Consider the following 22,022-nt stretch of genomic DNA (forward strand, 5'->3'; position numbering starts at 1 on the left):
CGATGGAATAGATGCATAATCGCCTCCTGGACATCAGCGTTTCTAAGATCAGGGATGGTACGGGGTAAGGAAGTTTTTATTTGCTGACCATAAAGCTGGCATATCGCGCGGGAGGGAAGATTGCAGGTAGTTTGGGAGCAGACGAGGCGAATTTAACAATCAACGGCGCGGAAATCAATACTTTTATCTGGCGCGCATATTGAACTTTAATCGAAAAAGCAAGTTGCCTGGCGTCGCCCGTAAACGATAAACAAAAGCGCCATAGAGGACGCCTGAGTTTGGCGTCCTCTTAAACCGCGCCGCGCTTAACCGCCAATGTGCACAGCGGGGCGACGATTGGGGTCAGGTTCGGCGAGTCTTAATACCTCGCGGGTCACAGGCGCGGTATCGCCTTCGCCGAAAAAGATGAATTGCAAAACATATTTGAGCGGATTGCCTTCGCTCCAACCGAAATAGGCATGCGGAGTTTTGCCGGTTTCATCGCGCAGGTGCAGCAAGAATGCCGCAATCGCATTGGGAATCGCAGGGCTTTTGGTTCTGAGAATTTTATAAGGTCCAAGCGCAACGCCGCGCACTTTCAAGACGCCGGAAAATTCGGAAGCATCGCCGGGTCGCACTTCAAAGAAAACCACCGGGTCATCTTCAGGGATATGATTGTCTTCGCGCGCCTCTTTCTCTTTATAAAGATATTCGCGCTCGTTGCCGCGGTCGCGTTTATTGGGAACAATGCGAATCTCATGACCTTTTGATAACTCGGCGATAAATTCCAGAGCTTTTTTGTCGAGTTCGACACGTTCGATACGCAATTCGGTTGAGCGCAAGGCGCGCGAAATCAGTGAAGTGGTCACAATTGCCAGAATAAAGAACGAAGCGATTTTCACGCCATCGGTTCGCTCAACGATATTGGTTATCGTTGTATAAGTGAAAACCAAAGTGATAGCGGCAAAGATATATTTCATATTGCCGTTTCTCCATGCCGCCATGGTCACAGCGATTGCCGCAGAGGTCATCAGTACCAAAACGCCGGTTGCATAAGCGCCGCCCTGCGCATCGACATTAGCCTGAAAAATGATGGTTACAGCAAACGCGATGCCCGTGAATACCAGCACCAGCGGGCGCGTGGCTTTCGCCCATTCGGGTGCCATGCCGTAACGCGGCAGATAACGCGGCACAATGTTGAGTAACCCAGCCATTGCCGAGGCTCCGGCAAACCATAAAATCAAAATCGTGCTGATGTCATAAGTGGTGCCAAACAGGTCGCCAAGATATTCATGCGCCAAGTAAGAGAGCGCCCGACCATTGGCTTCTCCACCTTTTTCAAATTTTTCAGCGGGAATCAAAATCGTCGTCGCCAAACTGCTGGCAATTAAAAAAATGCTCATGATGAAAGCTGCCGCGCGCAGCAATTTGCGGGTGTTGCGAATGCGCCCTTGCGGATGCGCTGCGGTGTCTGTGGCGTCGCCTTTCACCAAAGGCATGACCGCAACCCCGGTTTCAAATCCTGAAAGTCCGAGCGCCAGTTTCGGAAAGACCAGAATTGCCGCGCCAATCATCCCCGCCGGATTGCTGTGCGCCGTAAATAGTTTGCTTTTCCAATCGGGAATCAATTCGGCGTGTTGAATGAGTTCATAAACCCCGACGCCAATCACCACCGCATTGAGTCCCAGGTAAATAATCACTAAAAAAACCGCCAGTCCGATGGCTTCTTTGAAACCTTTAAGAAAAACTGCGCCGAGTGTGGCAATGAGCGCCAGGGTAAGCCAGACTTCGTGATGCAGAAAATGATAGTTGTGAACGAAAGGATTTTCGATTACATGGGCTGTGGCATCGGCTGCCGAAAGCGTAATGGTGATGATGAAATCGGTTGCCGCAAAACCAAGCAGAATGAGCACCAGGGTTTTGCTTTTCCAGCGCGATAACAACCCTTCGAGCATGGAAATCGAACCTTCACCATTGGGGCTTGCGGCAGCGACTTTGCTGTAAATCGGCAACGCGCCGAAAAGCGTCAGCAAAACCAGAATCAACGTCGCAATCGGCGACAACGCGCCCGCCGCTAAAAATGCAATGCCCGGTTGATAGCCGAGGGTTGAAAAATAATCAACCCCGGTCAAACACATGACCTTGTACCAGGGGTGCGTGTGATGGAGAGTTTCTTGATGTGGTTTTTTACTCGGAAGGTAGCCTTCGAGTAACCACTGTTTGAATGCGCCAGGGGTTTTCTTTTTCGATTTCGATGAATCTGCCATGTCGTCCTCAGCTTTTCGTCAGATAGTCATTACTACGTCGTTTGCGCCAATTCGATTAAGGAATGAAATAATTTGTTTTGTGAAAACGATGAATAGTTTTACTGCAAATTCGGCTGGCTTAAAAGGTCAATATAAGCCACCGCGATTAAATCCTCTTGGTTAATCGCGAGTTTCTCCATCAACGCTTGAGTTGTGCGTTCGCCTTCGACCATCGTTTGGTCGTCGCGCATTACAAATTCAAGCTCAACAAAATGTCCGAGATTTTCGACTTCGTCAAGGTGTATGCGGGTTTGTCCGGCAAGATAAAGCCAACGGCATTTACGCACCACGCCGCGCACAGGGAGAACCGTTGAAAGAATGGTTTTCAGCGTCTCAGGCTCACTGGTGCGAGCGATTAAATAGGTGGAGGTTTTTGCCGTTGGCGTATCGGCGCGTGAATACAAAATCAACTCGCCGCGCGTAGCGTCAAAGACGCGCAATTTCAAACGCCCCTGTGCGGTTTCAAAAAAGGTGTCTTCCTGAATGAGCAACTCGACGGGCGTATCGGAAATTTGTTCGGCTAAATTTTTGAGCGCCGCGAAATCGTTGACGCGGGCTTTGATTTCAATATTTTTCGGCATGATGTAGTCAAGAAGTGAAACAAGCTATCTTCAAAATATTTTCTGAACCGCCAAGCCGCCAACTTCGCCCAACAAATTATTAAAAAATCCCGGCGGTTTTTTGGTTTGCAATCTATTCAATCAACGCTTCAATGACCCGAATCTTTTCGGCAAGCGTGCCCGCATTTGGAATCGGCACCAGTGGCAGCGTCGCGCCGTATTGCAAAACTTCATCGAGTTGAGCGCGGCAAAATTCCATCGTTCCGCAAATCGCCACGGCATCAACCATTGCATCGCTCACCGCGTTAATCGCTTCTTTGCGCCGACCCATTTGCCAGAGGGTTTGAATTTGCCCGGCAACATCGGCAAACCCCAGACGCGCAAGCGATTCTTTATAAAAATCGCCCATTCCGCCGACATAATAGGCAAGCGGCAAGCGCGCCGCTTTTCTTGCGCTCGCCGCATCATCGGAAACCATAGTGTTAATGAAAGGCGCGATGTCGATTTGCTTGACGTCACGACCTGCTGCTTCACAACCTTTTTGAATTTCGACAATGCCTTCGTTGAACTGCGTGCGCGCCCAGTGCGTGGGCAACCAACCGTCGGCGATTTCGCCGATTTGACGAAGGCTTTTCGGCGTCAGCGCAGCAATGTATATCGGCAAATCTGCCCTTACGGGTTTAAATCCAAGCTTGAATCGTTGCAACTGAAAACACTCACCCTCGAAATCCGTCACTTCACCTGCGAGCAACAAACGAATGATTTGAATGGTTTCTTTGAGGCGCGTGAGTGGTTTTTGGAATGGCACGCCGTGAAAATCTTCGATGACGCGCGCCCCGCTGGTTCCAAGTCCCAGGCGAAATCGCCCGCCGGAAATTTCATCAAGGGTTGCGGCGCTCATCGCCAGCACCGCAGGGGTTCGCGAAAACACATTGACGATGCCTGTGCATAAATGGATTTGTTTGGTATGAACCGCGAGTTCCGTGAGTGTCGTAAAGGCATCGCGTTCCCAGGCTTCGGGAATCCAGATGCAGTCGTATCCGCAACCATCTGCGGCTTTCACACATTCAATGAGTTCGCGACGGTCGAAGCCGCTTTTATCAAAACCAGGCAAGCGTCCAAGATAGAGTCCAAGTCTTCGCGTCATCGTTTGCACATTAAACCGAAAACCCGCGATGCGGTAAAGTCGTGATGAAGGCGTGGCAGATTCGCGCCTTGTTTTAAAAATATTTTTCATTTCGTTTTGCTGATTTCATTAGCAGTTACCTGCAACCAAAGAAAAATTGAATGAAGTATAAAAATAACTTTCTTGACTCTGATAAAACCGGAATGCTATACCATAAGCGTTTGATAAACAGTCAAAGGCTTATGAAAAAAACCATGTGTTCAATGTGTTGTTGTTGTTGCATGTGTCGCGGACGAGCGCGCGAAGCCTTTGATGGAGGTGCATCATAAATTAAGTTCTACTAAATTCTGAGTAAACTCAGAAGGAATTTAAGAAAACCCACCACAGGCTTCAAAACCTGCGGTGGGTTTTTCGTTTTTGGGCAAATTATTTTAGCGGGTAACAGGCACACAACAATGAGCAACAGGCAGGCACACACCGGCAAAGTCTATTTAATCGGCGCAGGTCCGGGCGATGCGAAACTCCTGACCATCAAAGCCGCCGAGAGTATCGCCGTAAGCGAGGTTATCGTTTACGACTATCTGGTTAATCCCGAAATCCTGGCGCACTCGCGACGCGGCGCAGAATTGATTTACGTCGGCAAACGCGCCGGTGAACCTTCCATCTCGCAAACTCAAATTAATCAAATCCTCATCGCACACGCCCGCGCCGGAAAAATCGTTTCGCGTCTCAAAGGCGGCGACCCGTTCATCTTCGGACGCGGCGGCGAAGAGGCTGAAGCCCTGGTTGAAGCCGGTATCGCCTGGGAAGTTGTGCCGGGAATTTCGTCGGGCGTTGCCGCTGCGGCTTACGCAGGGATACCACTAACGCATCGCAACTATGCTTCAAGCGTTGCTTTCATCACCGGGCACGACAGCCGCAAAAATCGCCCTGCTGTCGACTGGCAAGCCGCTGCGAATTTAGCCGACACCCTGGTGATTTTTATGTGCGCCGAAACCATTAAACAGATTGCCCGCGCGCTCGTTGCCGGCGGGCGCGCGCCGTCAACGCCGATTGCCATCATTCGCTGGGGAACTTACGCGCATCAGGAAGTCTATGCGGGAAAGCTCGCAGATTTGGCGAATGATGACGGCGAATTTTTAGACATCAAGCCACCGGCGATTGCCATTGTTGGCGAGGTGGTCGCGCTCAAAGAAAAATTGAACTGGTTCCATCATCAGGTCTTTGAATTTGGACTAGCCGAGGTTGCAGGTTTTTGAAAGGAGAACGTCATGGCGCAAGCGAAAAATCAACTCATCAACTTGACTCCAAATCACACCATGCTTACGCGCATCAGAAATGCCGCGGCGCTTTTTGAAAATGCCGCGCCAACGGAAATTTTAGAATGGGCATTCAAACAATACGGCGACAAACTGACGATTGCCACAGGATTCGGTGTCGAAGGCATGGCGCTCATCGACATCGCCGTAAAAATCAATCCGCAATTAAATGTGTTTTTTCTCGACACCGATTTTCTTTTTCCCGAAACTTACGCGCTGCGCGAAATCATCGAGGAACGCTATCAAATAAAAATTCAAGCTTACAAAACTGAACTGACGCCCGAAACTCAGGAAGAAATTTATGGCGCAAAGCTCTGGGCGCGTGACCCGGATTTATGTTGCCGACTAAGAAAACTTGAACCGCTCAAACAAGCCCTGCGCGATAAACTTGCCTGGGTCACTGCCATTCGCCGCGACCAGACGGCGACGCGCGCCAGTGCCCGCGTTGTCGAATGGGACGCGCGCTGGCAGTTGGTCAAAATCAATCCGCTGGCGCGCTGGACGAAGCGCGATGTGTGGAGCTATGTCGTTAGAAACCATGTCCCCTATAACCCTCTCCATAACGAAGGCTTCACCAGCATCGGCTGTACCCATTGCACGCGCTTCGTCCGCGTCGGCGAAGAGGAACGCGCCGGTCGCTGGGCAGGACACGCGAAAACCGAATGCGGATTGCACGCCTAAAAATCAACCACAACCAAATAAAGAAGAGGAGATTAAATAAATGAGTTCACAAGGCAATGTCATCTGGCTTACCGGGCTTTCGGGCGCGGGGAAAACCACGCTCACACAGGTTCTCAGCAAACGCTTGCGCGCCGCAGGCAAACGAGTAGAAATACTCGATGGCGATGAGGTGCGCGAAAATCTCAGTCGCGGTCTCGGGTTTTCAAAAGCTGACCGCGATACCAACATTCATCGCATCGGTTTCGTTGCGCGTCTGCTGGCGCGAAACGGCGTGACGGTCATTGTCCCGGCAATCTCGCCTTACCGGGAGACGCGCAGCGATGTGCGCGAGTTGATTGAAAGTGATGATGTCCGATTCGTTGAAATTTTTGTGCGCTGTGATTTACCGACCTTGATTGAACGCGACGTCAAAGGTCTCTACAAAAAAGCGCTTGCCGGTGAGGTGAAAAATTTTACAGGCATCAGCGACCCCTATGAAGAACCGCTCACCCCGGACATTTTAGTTGATACGGCGCGGCAAACCCTTGAACAAAGTGAAGTAATTATTATTGCGAGGCTTGGTGAACTCGGTTTGTTCAACGATTATGCCGCGTCCCTGAACCAGTTTGCTTTGACTGAAACGACAGCAGTTCAAGGCTAAGGAAAAGTTCAAAGCGTTGCTTTCAGATTAAACTTTACACCACGATTCATTTTTCTCTGACGCAACGCTTTGAACCCGTTTTTCAAACGGCGCTTCACGCGCCTTATAGCAGGCAGTTTATGAGCAATATCGAAGAGATTAAAAAACGCAAAGACGGGTTAGATGTGCTCGCGGATATTTACCGTTACGCGGCGACCCAGGAGACGATTTCGCCCGATGATGAAGCGTTGTTTCGCTGGTATGGCATCTACACCCAACGACCCGCCGAAGATGGATTCTTTATGGTTCGCACACGCATACCGGGCGGCGATTTGACGCCAACGCAGTTGCGCGTATTAGCGGAACTTGCCGAACATCATGGTCGCGGGCTTGCCGATATTACGGTGCGTCAGAATATTCAATATCACTGGGTGCGGGTTGAGAGTTTGCCGATAATTCTTGATCGGTTGCGCGAAGTCGGGTTATCAACCACAGAAGCTTGCGGCGATTGTGTTCGCAATATTTTGAACTGTCCGGTGTCGGGCGTCGATAGCGAAGAACTCTATGACACCACGCCGCTCATCAAAGCGGTGAATGAATTTTTCATCGACAATAAAGATTTCTCAAACCTGCCGCGCAAATTCAAAATCGCCATCACCGGCTGCGCCTACGCTTGCGTCTATCCCGAAATCAATGACATCGGCATTTTCGCAGTTCGTGATGAACAAGGCGAAGTCGCATTTCGCGCCCGCGTTGGCGGCGGGTTGTCAACCACGCCGCGATTCTCGAAAGATTTGGGTGTGCTGGTCGCGCCCGATGAAGTGGTCGATTTATGCGCGGCGGTGGCGACGGTTTTTCGCGACGAAGGCAATCGCAAAAATCGCAAACGGGCGCGCTTGAAATTTTTAGTTGAAGAGTGGCAAATCCCGCGCTTTCGCGAAGCCGTTGAACGGGTGATGGGGCGAAAACTCCGTCGCGCCGCAACGCCTGAAGCCGAACCCATTCAAGAGCGCGACCGCTCGCATCTCGGCATCCACCGGCAACGCGAAAACGGCTTGTATTATGTGGGGATTTCGATACTCGGCGGCAGAACCAATGCTTGTGAACTCAGGCGGCTTGCCGATTTAGCTGAACAGTTTGGCAGCGGCAGAATCCGCACCACCAACACGCAAAATATTTTGCTGCTCGACATTCCCGAAAAAAATATATTGGCGCTCACACAGCAACTCGACCTCAGCGGTTTCGATTATCAACCGAACTGGGCGCGCAAAGGCATGATTGCCTGCACCGGCATTCAGTTTTGCAAACTGGCAATTGCCGAAACCAAAAATCGCGCGAAGCAATTGGATGAATACCTTTCCGAACATGTCGAACTCACGGACAGCGTGCGCATCAGCGTGACGGGTTGTCCGAACTCTTGCGGGCAACATCATATTTGCGATGTTGGACTCGAAGGCTCGCTCGTGCAAATCGGCGGCGTGAAGAAAGAAGCTTTTCAAATCTTTTTAGGCGGCGGCGTCGGCAGACATGAATCCTTCGGCAGACGCATAGGGGTTCGCGTGCTTGCCGATGATTTGGGCGAATCGCTTGGACGGCTCTTTGCGCGTTATAACGATGAGCGCGTCGGGCAAGAAACCTTTCAGGAATTCTGTCTGCGTCACAGCGATGAAAAATTGACGGAATTTCTAGCGGCTTCACCCCCAACGATTAATCCATCGTGCGCCGCGATTGAATCCCAGCCTGCACCGGTTTGAAAGTCTGAGGACAGGTATTTCTATAAAGCTGCCATCGCGGTTTACCCGCTTGGGTTTGGTAGATGGGGGCACCAGAAACTTGCCAGTCGCTGATGGTTTAATGCGGACTTTCGCACAGCCGCCTTAACTTTTTGGGTAACATTTCCCAACTGAGGATGAAATTGTGAAGCGATGACGCGGCTTACCTGGTTTCAAGAGGTTGCTGATAACCCGGCGGGCTTTTTGTAAACTGCGGGTTGATGGTGAAGCGACTGCGGACATCGGCATTCTCGATAAATTCAATGACCGGGGGATTCGATTAACCTACCGATTTTTTTTGATTTTCTCCGGCTTTCTTCATTGCAAAACCAACTTGCCCGGTTATTTGTCGCCCGCTGGCGCGCAAAAAAGACTGCGCTTATTGACCATCCGTTATCAAAATCCACGATAGTTTGCAGGGTTTTCCGGCAGGCAAATTTAAATTTTTGGCGGCATATCACTTGCTTAAATTTTTAGGCACGTTTTCAACACCTCTCAAACAATCCATCGTCTGTGAGTCAAGCGGGGCAATCACTCATGAAACGACTGTTGACCTGGCGATGAGACTAAGGAGAATCCGCAAATGCAAGCGCAACCGTCAATTCTCACTTGCCCGAATGGACATCGCAATCCACCGATTGAAGGCGGGGTGTTTTGTCCGACCTGCGGAGGTCAACTGGTAGCGGTTGCGCCGCCAGACGCTACTGCTCGACCACAGCCGCCTTTCAATACTCCCCCGCAATTTTATAACCGGACGCCGAATTTTCCGCCGCCAATGAATTATCAACCGCCGCAATGGTATGCGCCGAATATGGCGGGACAGAATTTTGCTCAAGGGTTTTGTCAGTTTTGTGGCGGCAATGGCGCAAGACTCGCTCCCCATCTGATGGTCTGTCCCGATTGTCATTGGTTGCGCCCGCTCGTTCCCGGATATGCTTTGGATTGTTCGGTATTTCAATGGGCACAGGATGGTGCGGCAATGGCGAAGCTGCGCTCACTCAGCCCGCTCAACGCCGCCGCCCGCACGGTTTCCGATAAAGTCGGGCGGCGTTGGATAGAGACAACTTTCAATGCCATTCAATTGAGCGATAAACAATTGCCGGCGGTTTATCAGCAAGCGGTGCTGGCGGCGCGGATTCTCGCACTCCCGTTTATGCCGGAAGTTTACGTTTCCGGCGACCGGATGTGGGATGCTGCAACCTATGGCAGCGACACCAGCGCCTTCGTAATCATCGGCACAGCTCTGGTCACCAATTTTCAAGGAAAAGATTTATTGTTTATGCTGGCGCGCGAAATGGGACATTGCCGCGCCGGTCACGCGCTCTGGAAAACTGTCATCCGATTTTTACTCGGTGAACAAAGTCCCAGACGCGGCATGATGGCTGGCGGCTTGCTGGCGAATTTGAATCTTTCCCATCTGGTCGAAGGAGCCGTCGAATTGCCGTTACTGGCTTGGGCGCGACAATCCGAAATTACTGCCGACCGCGCCGGATTGCTTGCAGTTATGGACGAAGAAATTGCCCGCCGCGTGCTGTTGACCTGGTATCTCAAATCGGCTCAGTTGATTCGCCAAATCAATATGGAGGCGTGGCTGGAACAGGAAGCCGATAGCGATGACCAGATGACGAAATTGTCCGAGATGACTTCATCATCTACGCCATACATTACGCGCCGCCTCAAACTGTTGACCCAATTTGCTCGCAGCCCCGAAATGGAAAACTGGCGCGCAAGAATGCGTGGCATCATTGCGCCGCCGCCTGTGCCGCGTGCACAGCGTCCGCCGTTAATTGCGCAAGGCAACCAACCTGCGCCTGCAAGTCCGGCAGTTGCGCCGCCACAAACCAAACCCGCAGATGATGCGCTTCGCATCATCTGTTCAGCCTGTCGCACACCGATGCGCATTCCGCGCAGCGCGCTTGCAGGCAAAGCCGCTTTGAATGTGCGTTGTCCGAACGCTCAATGCGCCAAAATCGTTACCTTGAAAAAGCAACCTGCGCCGCCTCAACCTGTGGCGACTCCAAATAAGGAAGCCGAATCGGAAGTTGATTCATAAGGCTTTGCAGAAAAGGAGAATTTACCATGAACTCTGATGAAACCATCGTCGTTACAGAAATCCCTGTAACGGATGCCAATCCGGCGGTCATTGAAATCATCACCGCTAAGCCCGACACTCAGGCAACAGTAACCAACGAAACTGACACACCGGCGATTGTCGAGGCGATTCAGGATGTGATTGAAGCGATTACCGGTGATGATGCCAACCCGGATATAGCCGGTTATGTCATCGTTGATGCGGAGAGCGCCGAACCGGCGATTGCCGCTTTGTCAGTCGAAGAAGCGGAAAGTGAAAATCTGACCGCCGAAGAGGCTGGCGAAGTGGCGGAAATCTCTGTTGATAGCGCCGCAGAGGTCGCGCCTGTCATTGACCAGGCGTCAACGATGGATGCCGGACTTTACGTTGCCGGTGAAGCGACCGATACCATAGAACCAATAAATACCGATGAAGTGATTGCACAACCTGAATCGGTCAACGAAAGCGCCACGGAACCGACGGAAGCAGACCTTGAAACTGCTGAAGCCCAGGCTCATGCGCAAGCGGCTGACGAAGCCCAAGCCCGCGCCGATGCAGACATCGAAGCAGGCGATTATCGCGCCGCGGCAGAAGAACGCGAGATTGCCGAAAACGAAGCGTGGGCGGCGGTCGATAGCGATATGTTGCATGGCGAAAGTTCCTATCGTCTGGAAAGCGCCGCAGACGAACAAGCCGAAGGTAAGTATTGGGAGCAGGAGGAAGCCAAACACGCTGAGGCGGGCGATTATGAAGCCGCCCGCGAGGATGCTTCACGCGCCGCAGATGCCATCGGCTGGGCGGATTATTACGCCGGCGGTGATGACCACAGTGGACAGGCGCGCGCCGAGTACGAAAAAGAAGACTGGGCAGTTTGGGAACAAAATCAGGCGGATGCTGATCGACAGGAAGCGGTCAATTACGCCGAGAGCGGCAATTTTGAAAACGCCGCGCAATATGCAGAATATGCCGCAGAGCATCAGGAACAGGCAGATACCTATGGACAAGAGGGCGAACATGACGCCGTCGGTGCAGTGTATGATCCGTCTTCGGATGTCGCAGAAGATACGCCCGTCGATGCGCCCGATACTTCTTATGACACCTATGATACGACGACCACCGATTACGCAAGCGATACGTCTTATGATGCGGGCGAATCCGATTATTGATTCAACCCGAAAAGCTGCGTAGACGAGAAAATGATTGGCAACGCGAATCGTTGACGATTGCTTTTACTCAGCGCCCGTTGAGCAAGCGGTCTTTTCAACGACGCGGTCATAGACCGCTGGTTCAACCTCAGTCAATGATTTTGGCAAGCGGCTCTAAAAAACCTTGAGTTGTTGGAAAACCTCAAGGTTTTAAAAGTGCAGACCTGATATTGAAGTGTTGAGAGGCGCGCAAACTTCTGCCATCGGGGTGCGAAGTACCTTGCAAACAGCTTTCATCGGTTAAGCATCGATGCGCCGCAAATCTTCGATGATTTTTTTATTAGCTTTGGGAAACGCATAATTTTCGAGGTCGGCGAATTTGACCCAGCGAATTTTTTGACTGGTCTTGGGACGGGCTTTGCCGCTCACATACCGACAATGAAAAGCATGCAGGGTGATGCGAAAGTGAGTGAATGAATGTTGCACCACCGAAAAGCGTTCGCCGACTTCGACGACAATGCCGGTCTCTTCCAGCATCTCGCGGGCGCAACAAGCTTCGAGCCGTTCTTCGGGTTTGAGTTTACCGCCGGGAAATTCCCAGAGATTGCCAAGCAAGCCTTCCGACGGGCGCAAAGCGATCAGGACTTTGCCATCTTTATGTACGACACCGATGACGATTTGATGATGCGGGATGGCGGCTTTCTTTGATTTGCGCGGAAATTCAGCGAGACGATTTTCATGATAGGCGCGACAATACGGACGAATCGGGCAACCTTCACACGCCGGATTTTTCGGGCGGCAAATCAATGCGCCGAGTTCCATCATCGCTTCATTAAACTTTCCGGCGCGACCCATCGGAACCAGGGAATCGGCGATGCGCTGAAATTCGCGTTTGGCGGCGGGTTTGCGAATGTCCGATTCGATGACCAGCACTCTTGAGAGCACGCGCATCACATTGCCATCAACCGCCGCATAGTCTTGGTTGAATGCGAGACTCGCGACGCTTGCGGCGGTGTACACGCCAAACCCTTTCAACTCTAAAAGCGCCTCGCGTGAAGCGGGCAACTCACTGTGATGTTTTTCGACAATCACGCGCGCCGCGTCGCGCAGGTTGCGGGCGCGCGCATAGTAACCAAGCCCTTCCCAGGCTTTCATCAACACCGTGTCTTTAGCTCGCGCCAAAGACTTAACATCAGGAAAAGTTTTTAAGAAGCGTTCGTAAAACGGGATGACGGTGGCGACTTGCGTTTGTTGCAACATCACTTCGGCAATCCATATTTGGTAGGGGTCGCGTGTCTGTCGCCACGGCAAATCGCGTTTATGTTTTTCAAACCACGCGAGCAACGCTTCGATGAATTTTTTCTTGTTGAATTTTTTCGGTGGCGGCAGCGTCGTGCTCATTTTCCTTTTCACTTCTTAGGATGTGATGAAACTGGAGTTTAGCGAACCCGCGCCGGGCAAACAAATGTGTCCGTATCGCCGGTGGCAGCAGGCAGGTTTATTGGCAAACAAACCCACCCGCTACCGCAAGCTATATGAACATTGTAGTATCTTCCTATGCCTGAACTTCCTGAAGTTGAAACCGTGCGCCGCTCTTTGGAGTTGTTGTTGCCTGCAAGAACCATTGTTGAGATTTCGGTGCGTGAGCCGCGATTGCGCGTGACGGTTGACGAAGACCGATTGAATGAATTGATTTTGCAACGCCAGGTCGAACGCCTCACGCGGCGCGCAAAATATCTCATCGTGCATTTCACCGAGGGCAGTTGTTTGATTTTGCATTTAGGGATGACCGGACAACTGCTTATCCTTTCGGCGCACGAGCCGCTCGATAAACATGACCATGTCATTTTAACTCTCGATAATGGATTGCATCTGCGCTTTCGCGACCCGCGCCGATTCGGTTGTGTCATCGCCATTGAACAGAGCCAACTTGATGAACACGCGACGCTCAGACAACTCGGCGTCGAGCCGCTTTTGGAAAATTTCACTCCTGAATATTTATTCCGCCGTTCGCGTAAATCGAAAAAGCCGGTGAAGAATTTCATTATGGATCAGCAAATCGTTGTCGGAGTGGGCAACATTTACGCCAGCGAAGCGCTGTTTCTGGCGGGCATTCATCCATTGCGCGAGGCCGGACGCATCACGCTCAAGCGTTATGAAAAACTGCACGCGGCAATTATTCAAGTTTTACAGGAAGCCATCGCGCTTGGCGGCACGACGATAGATGATTTTCGCAACAGCGACGGAACGAGCGGTTACTTTCAACAAAAACTGCGCGTTTATGGGCGCAAAGGCGAACCTTGTCCCAGTTGTCAAACCCCGATTCGCTCGCAAGTGCTTGCCGGTCGTTCGACCTTCTTTTGCCCTAAGTGTCAGCGGTGAGTATTTCTATTTTCGCACCGTTGAAATGCGAATAAGGCTGCAAAATTCTGTTTGAAACATTCAGCCACCCTTGCTTGTTTCATAATGCTTTGTGGTTGCTCGGCATTAGACCGCAGAGATAGTAATGCCAGGATAAGTTATTGAGAGAAAAACGCTTCAAGCGAATCGCTTATCACTTGATAAAAACAATCTATTTGCCCGCTCAATAAAACAGTGTTATTCATTCAACGACCAAAACTTCCGGGCAGGCTGTGTCAATCCTTTCACAAACGGTGAATGAATGGCTGAGAGAATAAAAGTATTCGATACGACGCTACGTGATGGTGAACAATCGCCGGGTTGCAGTATGAATCTCGAAGAAAAGCTGCGTCTTGCACACCAACTCGACACCCTTGGCGTGGATGTTATCGAAGCCGGATTCCCAATTGCCTCAGACGATGATTTTGCGGCAGTTCGCGAAATTGCGCGACAGGTTCGCCGTCCGATTATTGCAGCCCTGGCGCGCGCCACTCGCGAAGACATCGAACGCGCCTGGGAAGCTTTACAGGAAGCCGCCCGCCCACGCATTCACACATTCCTTGCCACTTCCGATATTCATCTGACCGCTAAATTAAAAATCACCCGCGAAGAATGTCTGGCGCGCATTGCCGAATCGGTCGCCTTAGCCAAAAGTTTTACCGATGACGTCGAATTCTCAACCGAAGATGCAACCCGCACCGACCTCGACTTTTTAGTTGAAGCCGTCAGCGCCGCCGTCAAAGCCGGTGCCACAACCGTGAATATCCCGGACACCGTTGGGTACACCATTCCACGCGAATACGCGCATATCATCAAGACGCTTCGCGAACGTGTCGAAGGCATCGAAAAAGTCACCATCTCTGTGCATTGTCATAATGATTTGGGAATGGCAGTTGCCAATTCGCTCGCGGCTATCGAAGCCGGAGCCAGACAAATCGAATGCACCATCAATGGCATAGGTGAACGCGCCGGTAACGCTTCACTGGAAGAATTAGCGATGGCGCTCAATGTTCGCAAAGATTTGCTCGCCTATGAGACCGGCATTAACACGACGGAAATTTATCGCAGCAGTCAGATGTTATCGAACATCACGGGTATTCCGGTGCAACCCAATAAAGCCATTGTCGGACGCAATGCTTTTGCGCACGAAGCCGGAATTCATCAACACGGGGTCATCGCCGATAAGTTGACTTATGAAATCATGAAGCCTGAAACCGTTGGCGTAAAACAAAGCGTCCTGGTGTTAGGCAAACATTCCGGGCGTCACGCTTTGCAAAAACGTTATGAAGAGATGGGCTATGTGTTGACCCGAATTGAACTCGATAAAGCCTACAAACTCTTCACTATGCTTGCCGACCAGAAGAAAGATATTTACGACGAAGACCTGGTCGTCATTCTGCAAGATGGTCTGCGCGAAATTCCCGAAACCTTTAAACTGCGAAATGTTGAAGCGCTCGCCGGAACCACCAAAGATTCGTGGGCAACTGTGACCCTCGAACGCGATGAACAGGCGATGTCACGCAGCGCACACGCCGGAGGTCCGGTGGCTGCGGCTTACGCGGCAATTGATTTTCTTACGGGAACAAATCCCACACTGATTGATTACGAAGTGCGCTCAGTAACCGGCGGAGCCGATGCCGTGGGCGAAGTTTTTACGCACATTGAAATTGATGAAAAAACCTTCACGGGTCGCGCTGCTTCCACAGATGTTGTTGAAGCCAGCGCCCGCGCTTATTTGCATGCCATCAACAAAGCTCTGCACGCGCGCAGTTTGAATGCGCCTAAGAAAAAGAGCTTTGCAGGAGCAGCGGATTAAAAGAAATGCAATACTCGGCAAATCGAAAACCGAATAGTTTTGCCAAAGCCGTCGTCAAAGAAACCGACGATATTCTTGCGCTTTCCGTCATTACTCTGCTTATTCCGGTAATTATTGTAGTCGTAGTACTGCTTATTAAAAGCGGATGACGGTAACTTGCAAAAGAAAGCAAAAGCAAAAGCCGTCATCAAGAAAAAAAGATGACGGCTTTTGAATTTTACGGCGCAGCATCAACGAAATTGATTGCCATATCAAAAAGGAAATCGCATGGGAGCCATAGCACGAGAACTCATTAAACGGGCAGCACAGCACGAACCCACGCCGCAAGTGATGAGCGGCGCACGCATCGTTTGTGAAGCGTTGATGCGCGAAGGCGTTGACACAATCTTCGGTTATCCGGGTGGGGTGGTGTTGCCGATTTACGATGAATTGCTTAACTACAAAGGCAAAATCCGTCACATCCTGGTGCGTCACGAACAGGGCGCAATGCACATGGCTGAAGGTTACGCGAAAGCCACAGGCAAAGTCGGATGTGTGTTGGTCACCTCAGGTCCAGGCGCAACCAATACAGTCACCGGCATTGCCAATGCTTTTTTGGATTCAACGCCGCTGGTGGTCATCACCGGTCAAGTGCCGACGAAACTCATCGGCAACGATGCCTTTCAGGAAGTCGATACCGTGGGCATCACGCGCGCCTGCACCAAGTACAACTATCTGGTAAGCGATGCGCGCGATTTGCCGCACATCATCAAAGAAGCCTTTTTCATTGCCCAAACCGGGCGTCCGGGTCCCGTGTTGATTGATATTCCCAAAGACGTTTGCACCCAAACCGCGCCCTTCGTTTATGCCGATAACATCAACGTTGCGGGCTATGCGCCCCACCTGTTTGGTGAATCGGAATCCATCAAACGCGCCGCGCAAAAAATCGCGTCTGCCGAAAGACCGATTCTCTACATCGGTGGCGGCGTCATTCACGCCAATGCCTTCGATGAAATCGTCGAACTTGCTGAGCGGCTTTCTTTGCCGGTCACGCCAACTTTGATGGGACTTGGTGGATTTCCGTCGGGGCATCCGCTCAATTTGGGAATGCTTGGCATGCATGGAATGTACTGGGCAAATATGGCGGTTTCCGAAGCCGATTTGCTGATTGCCGTCGGCGCGCGATTTGATGACCGGGTGACCGGCGCGCTCAATAAATTCGCGCCCCATGCCGAAATCATTCACGTCGATATTGACCCCGGTTCAATCAGCAAAAATGTTCGCGCCACCATAGGCATCGTCGGCGACGCGAAAACCGTGGCGCAACAATTGATTGATGCGCTCAGCGAAGCAGAATGCGCGACGAGTCGCGAACGCCTCAACAGTTGGTGGCAACAGATAAACGAATGGAAAACTTATGCGCCGCTCACTTTTGATGATACGGATGAGGTGATTATGCCGCAGCGGTTGATTCGCGAATTGCACCGTTTAACCCAGGGCGACGCGATTATCGCAACCGATGTCGGACAGCATCAGATGTGGCTTGCGCAATATTATCCGTTCAATTCGCCGCGCCAGAATTTGACGTCGGGGGGACTCGGCACAATGGGTTATGGATTCCCTGCGGCGCTCGGCGCGCAACTGGCTTTTCCGAATCGTCAGGTGATTGCTTTTGTCGGCGACGGCGGATTTCAAATGACCGCGCAGGAACTGGCGACCGCTGTGAAGTGCCGCGCCAATGTCAAAGTCATTGTCATGAACAACGCGACGTTGGGAATGGTGCGCCAACTGCAAGATTTGTTCTATGACGGTAATTGCACGAATGTTGATTTAAGCGGCAATCCCGATTTCGTCAAACTCGCGGAAGCTTACGGGGCAACCGGACTGAGAGCCACACGCCCCGAAGAGTTGAGCGAAGTGTTAGAACGCGGCTTGAATACGCCCGGCGTGGTGGTGATGGATATTGCGGTTGCCGATAACCTGAATGTCTATCCGATGGTTCCCGCAGGCGCAGGGCTGACGGAGATGATTTTGAATTGAAGAAGTCTGGAGTCTGGAGTCGAGAGTCTGGAGTCTCAAATTTGTAGGGGTGAGAGTAGCTTCAAAAATAGAGAGGCAAAATCAACGTTCAAATTTGAAACTGCGGACTCCAGACTCCAGACTCTCGACTCCAGACAGTCTTATGAAACATACAATTTCAGTAATTCTTGAAGACCGCTTCGGAGATTTGCAACGCATCGTTGGCATGTTCAGCGCCAAGTGTTTGCCGATTGAATCCCTGAGCGTTTCACCGACCATGAATGGCACGCTCTCTTCGGCAACTATCGTCACCAGTGGCGAAGCAAAAGCCATCGAACAGATTGTCAAATTGCTCAATCGTCAGGTGCGCGTATTGAGCGCGGCGGATGTGACGAATCTCGATTGTATCGAGCGCGAAATGGCATTTGTGAAAGTCAAAGCGGAAAACGGCGAAGCGCGACAAAAGGCTTTGAATCTGGTGTCGCTTTTCCATGCCAAAATCGTAGATGCGACCAACGAAGGTTTCATTGTCGAAGTCATTGGTGACAGCAATACGGTTCGCGGTCTGGTGCATTCGCTGCAACCGTTCGGCGTGCACGAGGTCGTGCGCACCGGAACCGTAGCCATCGAGCGATTGAACGAAGCGGGTGAGCAAGCGGCTGCTAATTGCCAGGTCGCGGCAGATTGATTTTTGTTGAGCAAACGGTCTTTGACCGCGATGAGTATTACTCATTGAGCAAACGGTCTTTGACCGCAAATAAGAAGATTTGATGTCCGTTGAGTGAGCGGTCTAAAGACCGCGAGCGAAATTTAAACCAGGAAGATATTTTTAATTCAGAGGATTTTATGAAAATTTTTTATGACAAAGATGCTGACCTTGACTATCTACGAGGTAAAAAAATCGCCATCATCGGGTATGGTTCACAAGGTCATGCGCATGCGAATAATTTAAAAGATTCGGGTTGCGATGTAATTGTCGGACTCAAAGCCGGGAGCCTTTCGCGCGCCAAAGCCGAAGCCGCCGGTCTCACGGTTCAAGACACTGCCGAAGCTGCCTTCAACGCCGACATCATCATGATGCTGGTGCCCGATGAAGTCGCGCCGAAAATTTATGCGCAGGATATTGCGCCAAATCTGTTGCCCGGCAACTCCCTGGTGTTCGCGCATGGCTTTTCGATTCATTTCAAAAAAATCGTGCCGCCGGAAAACGTCAATGTTTTTATGGTTGCGCCCAAAGGTCCCGGTCATCTGGTGCGCCACGAATACACCGAAGGACGCGGTGTTCCGTGTTTGCTGGCAATTCATCAGGACGCCAGCGGCAACACCCAACAAACAGGACTCGCTTATGCGTCGGCGATTGGCGGCGGTCGCGCGGCAATTTTGGAAACCACGTTTCGCGAAGAGACCGAGACCGACCTTTTCGGTGAACAAGCGGTCTTGTGCGGCGGTCTCGCCTCGCTCATTCAAGCCGGTTTCGATACCTTGGTTGAAGCGGGCTATTCACGCGAGATGGCTTATTTTGAATGCCTCCACGAAGTCAAACTCATCGTTGATTTAATTTATGAAGGCGGCATTTCCAACATGCGTTATTCGGTATCGAACACCGCCGAATATGGCGATCTATCGCGCGGCGGGCGCGTCATTAATGACGGCGTGCGGCAAGAGATGAAACAACTTTTAAAAGAAATTCAGTCGGGCGAATTCGCCGACGAATGGATGGCTGAAAATGAAGCCGGTAAACCGCGTTTCAAAGCTATGGAAGCCGCAGGACTGGCGCATCCGATTGAAGAGGTCGGCAGAGAGTTGCGCGGCATGATGCCCTGGCTTCAGCAAAATAAATTGGTCAACAAAGCGAAAAATTAGCGAGAAGTGACGGGTGATGAAAGGGGCTGTTTCAAAGTGCTGAGAAGCAAATCGCATGGAAGACTCCTTAGAAATTCGCCCGCTAGTCACTCGCCACTTGTCGCTAAATTAAAGAGAGGTAGTTATGGGTTTTTACGATTGGGACAAAATGCGAGCCGAAGATATTTCGGAACTCTATAAACGGAAAATGGCGATTGGCGAAAATCTCACGGTCGCGCGCGTCGAAGTGCAACAGGGCGCAACCACCCAGACGCATTCACACGAGAGCGAAGAAGTCATCATGGTTTTAAAAGGCGCGTGGCGATTTTATCTGCCACACGGCGAAATCACCCTGCGCGCCAATCAAATGCTGTCGATTCCACCGGGCGTCGAACATTCATCGGAAGTTCTGGAAGACACGGTTGCCATAGACATCTGCACACCGATGCGCTTTGATTGGATTACCGGCGAAGACCGTTTTTTGCATCAAGACCCGGATCAATTGCTCTGGGCAGTATAACTGGTGGTCGGTAGCCGGTCGTCGGCAGTCGGTTTTTAGCAATCAGTAGTTTGGTAAAACATTTGCTCTAGTTGTTGAGTTGAAATTCAATTACTAAACCAAATCCGTGCGAGCAACTGAATACGAAGAACCGATAACCGGCTACCGGCTACCGACTACTGACTACCAACTATGAGAAGTAATTTAATCAAACTCGGCGCAGAACGTGCACCGCATCGCAGCTTGCTCAAAGCTTGTGGTGTGACCGATGGCGATATGCCGAAACCGTTTATCGGCGTTTGCAATTCTTACATTGACATCATTCCCGGTCATCGCCATTTGCAGGAACTCGGCAAACTCGCAAAAGAAGCGGTGCGCGAAGCCGGTGGCATTCCATTTGAATTCAATACCATCGGCGTTGATGATGGCATTGCGATGGGACACATCGGCATGAAGTACAGTTTGCCGTCGCGTGAAATCATCGCCGATTCGGTTGAAACGGTCATCGAAGCGCACCGGCTCGATGGCATGGTCTGCATTCCGAATTGCGACAAAATCGTGCCGGGAATGTTGATGGCGGCGATGCGCGTCAATGTGCCGGTGATTTTTGTAAGCGGCGGCGCGATGCGCGCGGGCAAGCTCTCAACCGGAAAAAGCGTCGATTTGATGCACGTCTTTGAAGGCGTCGGCGCAGTGCAAGCGGGAAAACTTTCTGCCGCAGAGCTTCAGGAAATCGAAGATGTCGCGTGTCCGACCTGCGGTTCATGTTCGGGAATGTTCACCGCCAATTCGATGAACTGTTTGATGGAGGCGCTGGGGGTCGCGCTTCCCGGCAACGGTACGTTTTTAGCAGATTCAGTTGATCGCCGTGAACTGGTGAAACAAGCGGCAGCGCAGATTATCGAACTGGTGAAAGCCGATTTCAAACCGAGCGATTACATCACGCTCGCGTCGTTTGATAATGCCTTTGCGCTCGATGTGGCGATGGGCGGTTCAACCAACACCGTGTTGCACACGCTGGCGATTGCCCGTGAAGCGGGAATCGAATATCCGCTTGAACGTTTGAATGAAATCTCTCAGCGTGTGCCGACGATTTGCAAAGTCAGCCCGGCGCGTCCCGATGTGCACATCGAAGATGTTGAGAGAGTCGGCGGCATCAGCGCCATTTTGAAAGAACTCGCAAAACGCCAAGGGGCGCTGGAGTTAAATCAAAAGACCGTGACTATGCAAACGCTTGGCGAAAATATTCGCGAAGCCGCCGCGCCTGATGGCGATGTGATTCGCACCCTTGAAGAACCTTTTTCGGAAACCGGCGCGCTGGCAACTTTATTCGGTAACCTCGCGCCCGAAGGCGCAGTCATCAAACGCGCCGCCGCCGATCTGGATTATTTTACCGGCACGGCGATGGTTTTCGATTCGATGGAAGAAGCCTGTTCTGCTATTTTAAGTGGACTCGTAAAAAAAGGTTCCGTGGTGGTGATTCGTTACGAAGGACCACGCGGCGGTCCCGGTATGCAGGAGATGCTTGCGCCGACGGCAAACATCGTTGGCATGGGACTCGGGCGCGACGTGGCGCTGATCACCGATGGGCGGTTTTCGGGCGCGACCCGCGGCATCTGCATCGGGCATGTTTCACCGGAAGCCGCAGCCGGCGGGACGATTGCCGCGCTTAAAGACGGTGATGTGATTACCATCGATTTGAAGAACAATCGTCTGGAAGTTGATTTGGATGCAAGCGAAATCGCCGCGCGCCTTGCCGCCTTGCCGCCATTTCAAACGCGCGTCAAGAGTTCGTATTTGCGGCGCTATGCATCGCTTGTGACATCGGCGAACACCGGAGCGGTTCTCAGAAAAGTTTGAAGAGTGCAGGGGTGAAAAGGTGAAGAGGT

17 protein-coding genes are annotated in these 22,022 nt (G+C 51.5%); 13 read left to right on the forward strand and 4 right to left on the reverse strand.

Features of this window, described 5'->3' with window-relative positions:
• Nucleotides 1–305 precede the first annotated feature (305 nt).
• The 3 genes from AB1757_04070 to AB1757_04080 form a co-directional block, all read right to left on the reverse strand.
• Nucleotides 306–2,117, reverse strand: a complete 1,812-nt coding sequence (locus tag AB1757_04070) for an amino acid transporter (protein ID MEW6126217.1) — start codon at nucleotides 2,115–2,117, stop codon at nucleotides 306–308.
• A gap of 227 nt (nucleotides 2,118–2,344) precedes the next feature.
• Nucleotides 2,345–2,866, reverse strand: coding sequence for a class IV adenylate cyclase (locus tag AB1757_04075; GenBank protein MEW6126218.1), 522 nt, complete (start codon nucleotides 2,864–2,866; stop codon nucleotides 2,345–2,347).
• 112 nt (nucleotides 2,867–2,978) lie between these two features.
• Complete coding sequence (locus AB1757_04080; protein MEW6126219.1) at nucleotides 2,979–4,082, reverse strand: LLM class flavin-dependent oxidoreductase; 1,104 nt, start codon at nucleotides 4,080–4,082, stop codon at nucleotides 2,979–2,981.
• Between the two features lie 344 nt (nucleotides 4,083–4,426).
• Between AB1757_04080 and cobA the strand changes: the two genes are divergently transcribed.
• The 6 genes from cobA to AB1757_04110 all read left to right on the forward strand — a co-directional run bounded on the left by cobA (nucleotide 4,427) and on the right by AB1757_04110 (nucleotide 11,599).
• Nucleotides 4,427–5,230: a uroporphyrinogen-III C-methyltransferase gene (gene cobA / locus AB1757_04085; GenBank protein MEW6126220.1), complete on the forward strand. Its 804-nt coding sequence runs from the start codon at nucleotides 4,427–4,429 to the stop codon at nucleotides 5,228–5,230.
• 12 nt (nucleotides 5,231–5,242) lie between these two features.
• A complete protein-coding gene (locus AB1757_04090) occupies nucleotides 5,243–5,971 on the forward strand; it encodes a phosphoadenylyl-sulfate reductase (GenBank protein ID MEW6126221.1) in 729 nt (242 codons plus the stop codon).
• A 40-nt stretch (nucleotides 5,972–6,011) separates the two neighbouring features.
• The gene (gene cysC / locus AB1757_04095) at nucleotides 6,012–6,611 is read left to right on the forward strand and encodes an adenylyl-sulfate kinase (protein ID MEW6126222.1); all 600 of its coding nucleotides are present in this window, start codon (nucleotides 6,012–6,014) and stop codon (nucleotides 6,609–6,611) included.
• A gap of 119 nt (nucleotides 6,612–6,730) precedes the next feature.
• Complete coding sequence (locus AB1757_04100) at nucleotides 6,731–8,344, forward strand: nitrite/sulfite reductase (protein MEW6126223.1); 1,614 nt, start codon at nucleotides 6,731–6,733, stop codon at nucleotides 8,342–8,344.
• 601 nt (nucleotides 8,345–8,945) lie between these two features.
• Complete coding sequence (locus tag AB1757_04105; GenBank protein ID MEW6126224.1) at nucleotides 8,946–10,415, forward strand: M48 family metallopeptidase; 1,470 nt, start codon at nucleotides 8,946–8,948, stop codon at nucleotides 10,413–10,415.
• 26 nt (nucleotides 10,416–10,441) lie between these two features.
• Nucleotides 10,442–11,599 (forward strand): hypothetical protein, encoded by a 1,158-nt coding sequence (locus tag AB1757_04110; protein MEW6126225.1) that lies wholly within the window; start codon nucleotides 10,442–10,444, stop codon nucleotides 11,597–11,599.
• Nucleotides 11,600–11,878: 279 nt separating this feature from the next.
• On the opposite strand, the gene mutY is transcribed toward AB1757_04110, so the two are convergent.
• Nucleotides 11,879–12,979 carry an A/G-specific adenine glycosylase gene (mutY, locus tag AB1757_04115; GenBank protein MEW6126226.1) on the reverse strand — a complete coding sequence of 367 codons (1,101 nt, stop codon included), beginning with the start codon at nucleotides 12,977–12,979 and terminating at the stop codon, nucleotides 11,879–11,881.
• Between the two features lie 156 nt (nucleotides 12,980–13,135).
• On the opposite strand from mutY, the gene mutM reads away from it, so the two are divergent.
• The 7 genes from mutM (at nucleotide 13,136) to ilvD (ending at nucleotide 21,993) form a co-directional block, all read left to right on the forward strand.
• Complete coding sequence (mutM, locus tag AB1757_04120) at nucleotides 13,136–13,960, forward strand: bifunctional DNA-formamidopyrimidine glycosylase/DNA-(apurinic or apyrimidinic site) lyase (protein MEW6126227.1); 825 nt, start codon at nucleotides 13,136–13,138, stop codon at nucleotides 13,958–13,960.
• A 280-nt stretch (nucleotides 13,961–14,240) separates the two neighbouring features.
• Nucleotides 14,241–15,794 (forward strand): 2-isopropylmalate synthase, encoded by a 1,554-nt coding sequence (locus tag AB1757_04125; protein MEW6126228.1) that lies wholly within the window; start codon nucleotides 14,241–14,243, stop codon nucleotides 15,792–15,794.
• Nucleotides 15,795–16,124: 330 nt separating this feature from the next.
• Nucleotides 16,125–17,813 carry a biosynthetic-type acetolactate synthase large subunit gene (gene ilvB / locus AB1757_04130; protein MEW6126229.1) on the forward strand — a complete coding sequence of 563 codons (1,689 nt, stop codon included), beginning with the start codon at nucleotides 16,125–16,127 and terminating at the stop codon, nucleotides 17,811–17,813.
• Between the two features lie 142 nt (nucleotides 17,814–17,955).
• Nucleotides 17,956–18,480, forward strand: a complete 525-nt coding sequence (gene ilvN / locus AB1757_04135; protein ID MEW6126230.1) for an acetolactate synthase small subunit — start codon at nucleotides 17,956–17,958, stop codon at nucleotides 18,478–18,480.
• Nucleotides 18,481–18,638: 158 nt separating this feature from the next.
• Entirely contained in the window at nucleotides 18,639–19,655 is a 1,017-nt protein-coding gene (gene ilvC, locus AB1757_04140) for a ketol-acid reductoisomerase (protein ID MEW6126231.1), read from the forward strand.
• 124 nt (nucleotides 19,656–19,779) lie between these two features.
• Complete coding sequence (locus AB1757_04145; GenBank protein MEW6126232.1) at nucleotides 19,780–20,154, forward strand: cupin domain-containing protein; 375 nt, start codon at nucleotides 19,780–19,782, stop codon at nucleotides 20,152–20,154.
• A 171-nt stretch (nucleotides 20,155–20,325) separates the two neighbouring features.
• On the forward strand, nucleotides 20,326–21,993 hold the full coding sequence (ilvD, locus tag AB1757_04150) for a dihydroxy-acid dehydratase (protein MEW6126233.1): 1,668 nt from the start codon (nucleotides 20,326–20,328) through the stop codon (nucleotides 21,991–21,993).
• Nucleotides 21,994–22,022 lie beyond the last annotated feature (29 nt).

The organism is Acidobacteriota bacterium, assembly GCA_040754075.1.
In the GTDB taxonomy this organism is placed as follows: Bacteria; Acidobacteriota; Blastocatellia; order UBA7656; family UBA7656; genus JBFMDH01.

Coding starts and splice junctions, on each gene's coding strand:
- mutY (MEW6126226.1), bottom strand. CDS start 12,979: ATGAGCACGACGCTGCCGCCACCGAAAAAATTCAACAAGAAAAAATTC.
- AB1757_04110 (MEW6126225.1), top strand. CDS start 10,442: ATGAACTCTGATGAAACCATCGTCGTTACAGAAATCCCTGTAACGGAT.
- AB1757_04125 (MEW6126228.1), top strand. CDS start 14,241: ATGGCTGAGAGAATAAAAGTATTCGATACGACGCTACGTGATGGTGAA.
- cysC (MEW6126222.1), top strand. CDS start 6,012: ATGAGTTCACAAGGCAATGTCATCTGGCTTACCGGGCTTTCGGGCGCG.
- AB1757_04070 (MEW6126217.1), bottom strand. CDS start 2,117: ATGTGTTTGACCGGGGTTGATTATTTTTCAACCCTCGGCTATCAACCG.
- AB1757_04075 (MEW6126218.1), bottom strand. CDS start 2,866: ATGCCGAAAAATATTGAAATCAAAGCCCGCGTCAACGATTTCGCGGCG.
- ilvD (MEW6126233.1), top strand. CDS start 20,326: ATGAGAAGTAATTTAATCAAACTCGGCGCAGAACGTGCACCGCATCGC.
- AB1757_04080 (MEW6126219.1), bottom strand. CDS start 4,082: ATGAAAAATATTTTTAAAACAAGGCGCGAATCTGCCACGCCTTCATCA.
- AB1757_04105 (MEW6126224.1), top strand. CDS start 8,946: ATGCAAGCGCAACCGTCAATTCTCACTTGCCCGAATGGACATCGCAAT.
- AB1757_04145 (MEW6126232.1), top strand. CDS start 19,780: ATGGGTTTTTACGATTGGGACAAAATGCGAGCCGAAGATATTTCGGAA.
- AB1757_04090 (MEW6126221.1), top strand. CDS start 5,243: ATGGCGCAAGCGAAAAATCAACTCATCAACTTGACTCCAAATCACACC.
- AB1757_04100 (MEW6126223.1), top strand. CDS start 6,731: ATGAGCAATATCGAAGAGATTAAAAAACGCAAAGACGGGTTAGATGTG.
- ilvC (MEW6126231.1), top strand. CDS start 18,639: ATGAAAATTTTTTATGACAAAGATGCTGACCTTGACTATCTACGAGGT.
- ilvB (MEW6126229.1), top strand. CDS start 16,125: ATGAGCGGCGCACGCATCGTTTGTGAAGCGTTGATGCGCGAAGGCGTT.
- cobA (MEW6126220.1), top strand. CDS start 4,427: ATGAGCAACAGGCAGGCACACACCGGCAAAGTCTATTTAATCGGCGCA.
- ilvN (MEW6126230.1), top strand. CDS start 17,956: ATGAAACATACAATTTCAGTAATTCTTGAAGACCGCTTCGGAGATTTG.
- mutM (MEW6126227.1), top strand. CDS start 13,136: ATGCCTGAACTTCCTGAAGTTGAAACCGTGCGCCGCTCTTTGGAGTTG.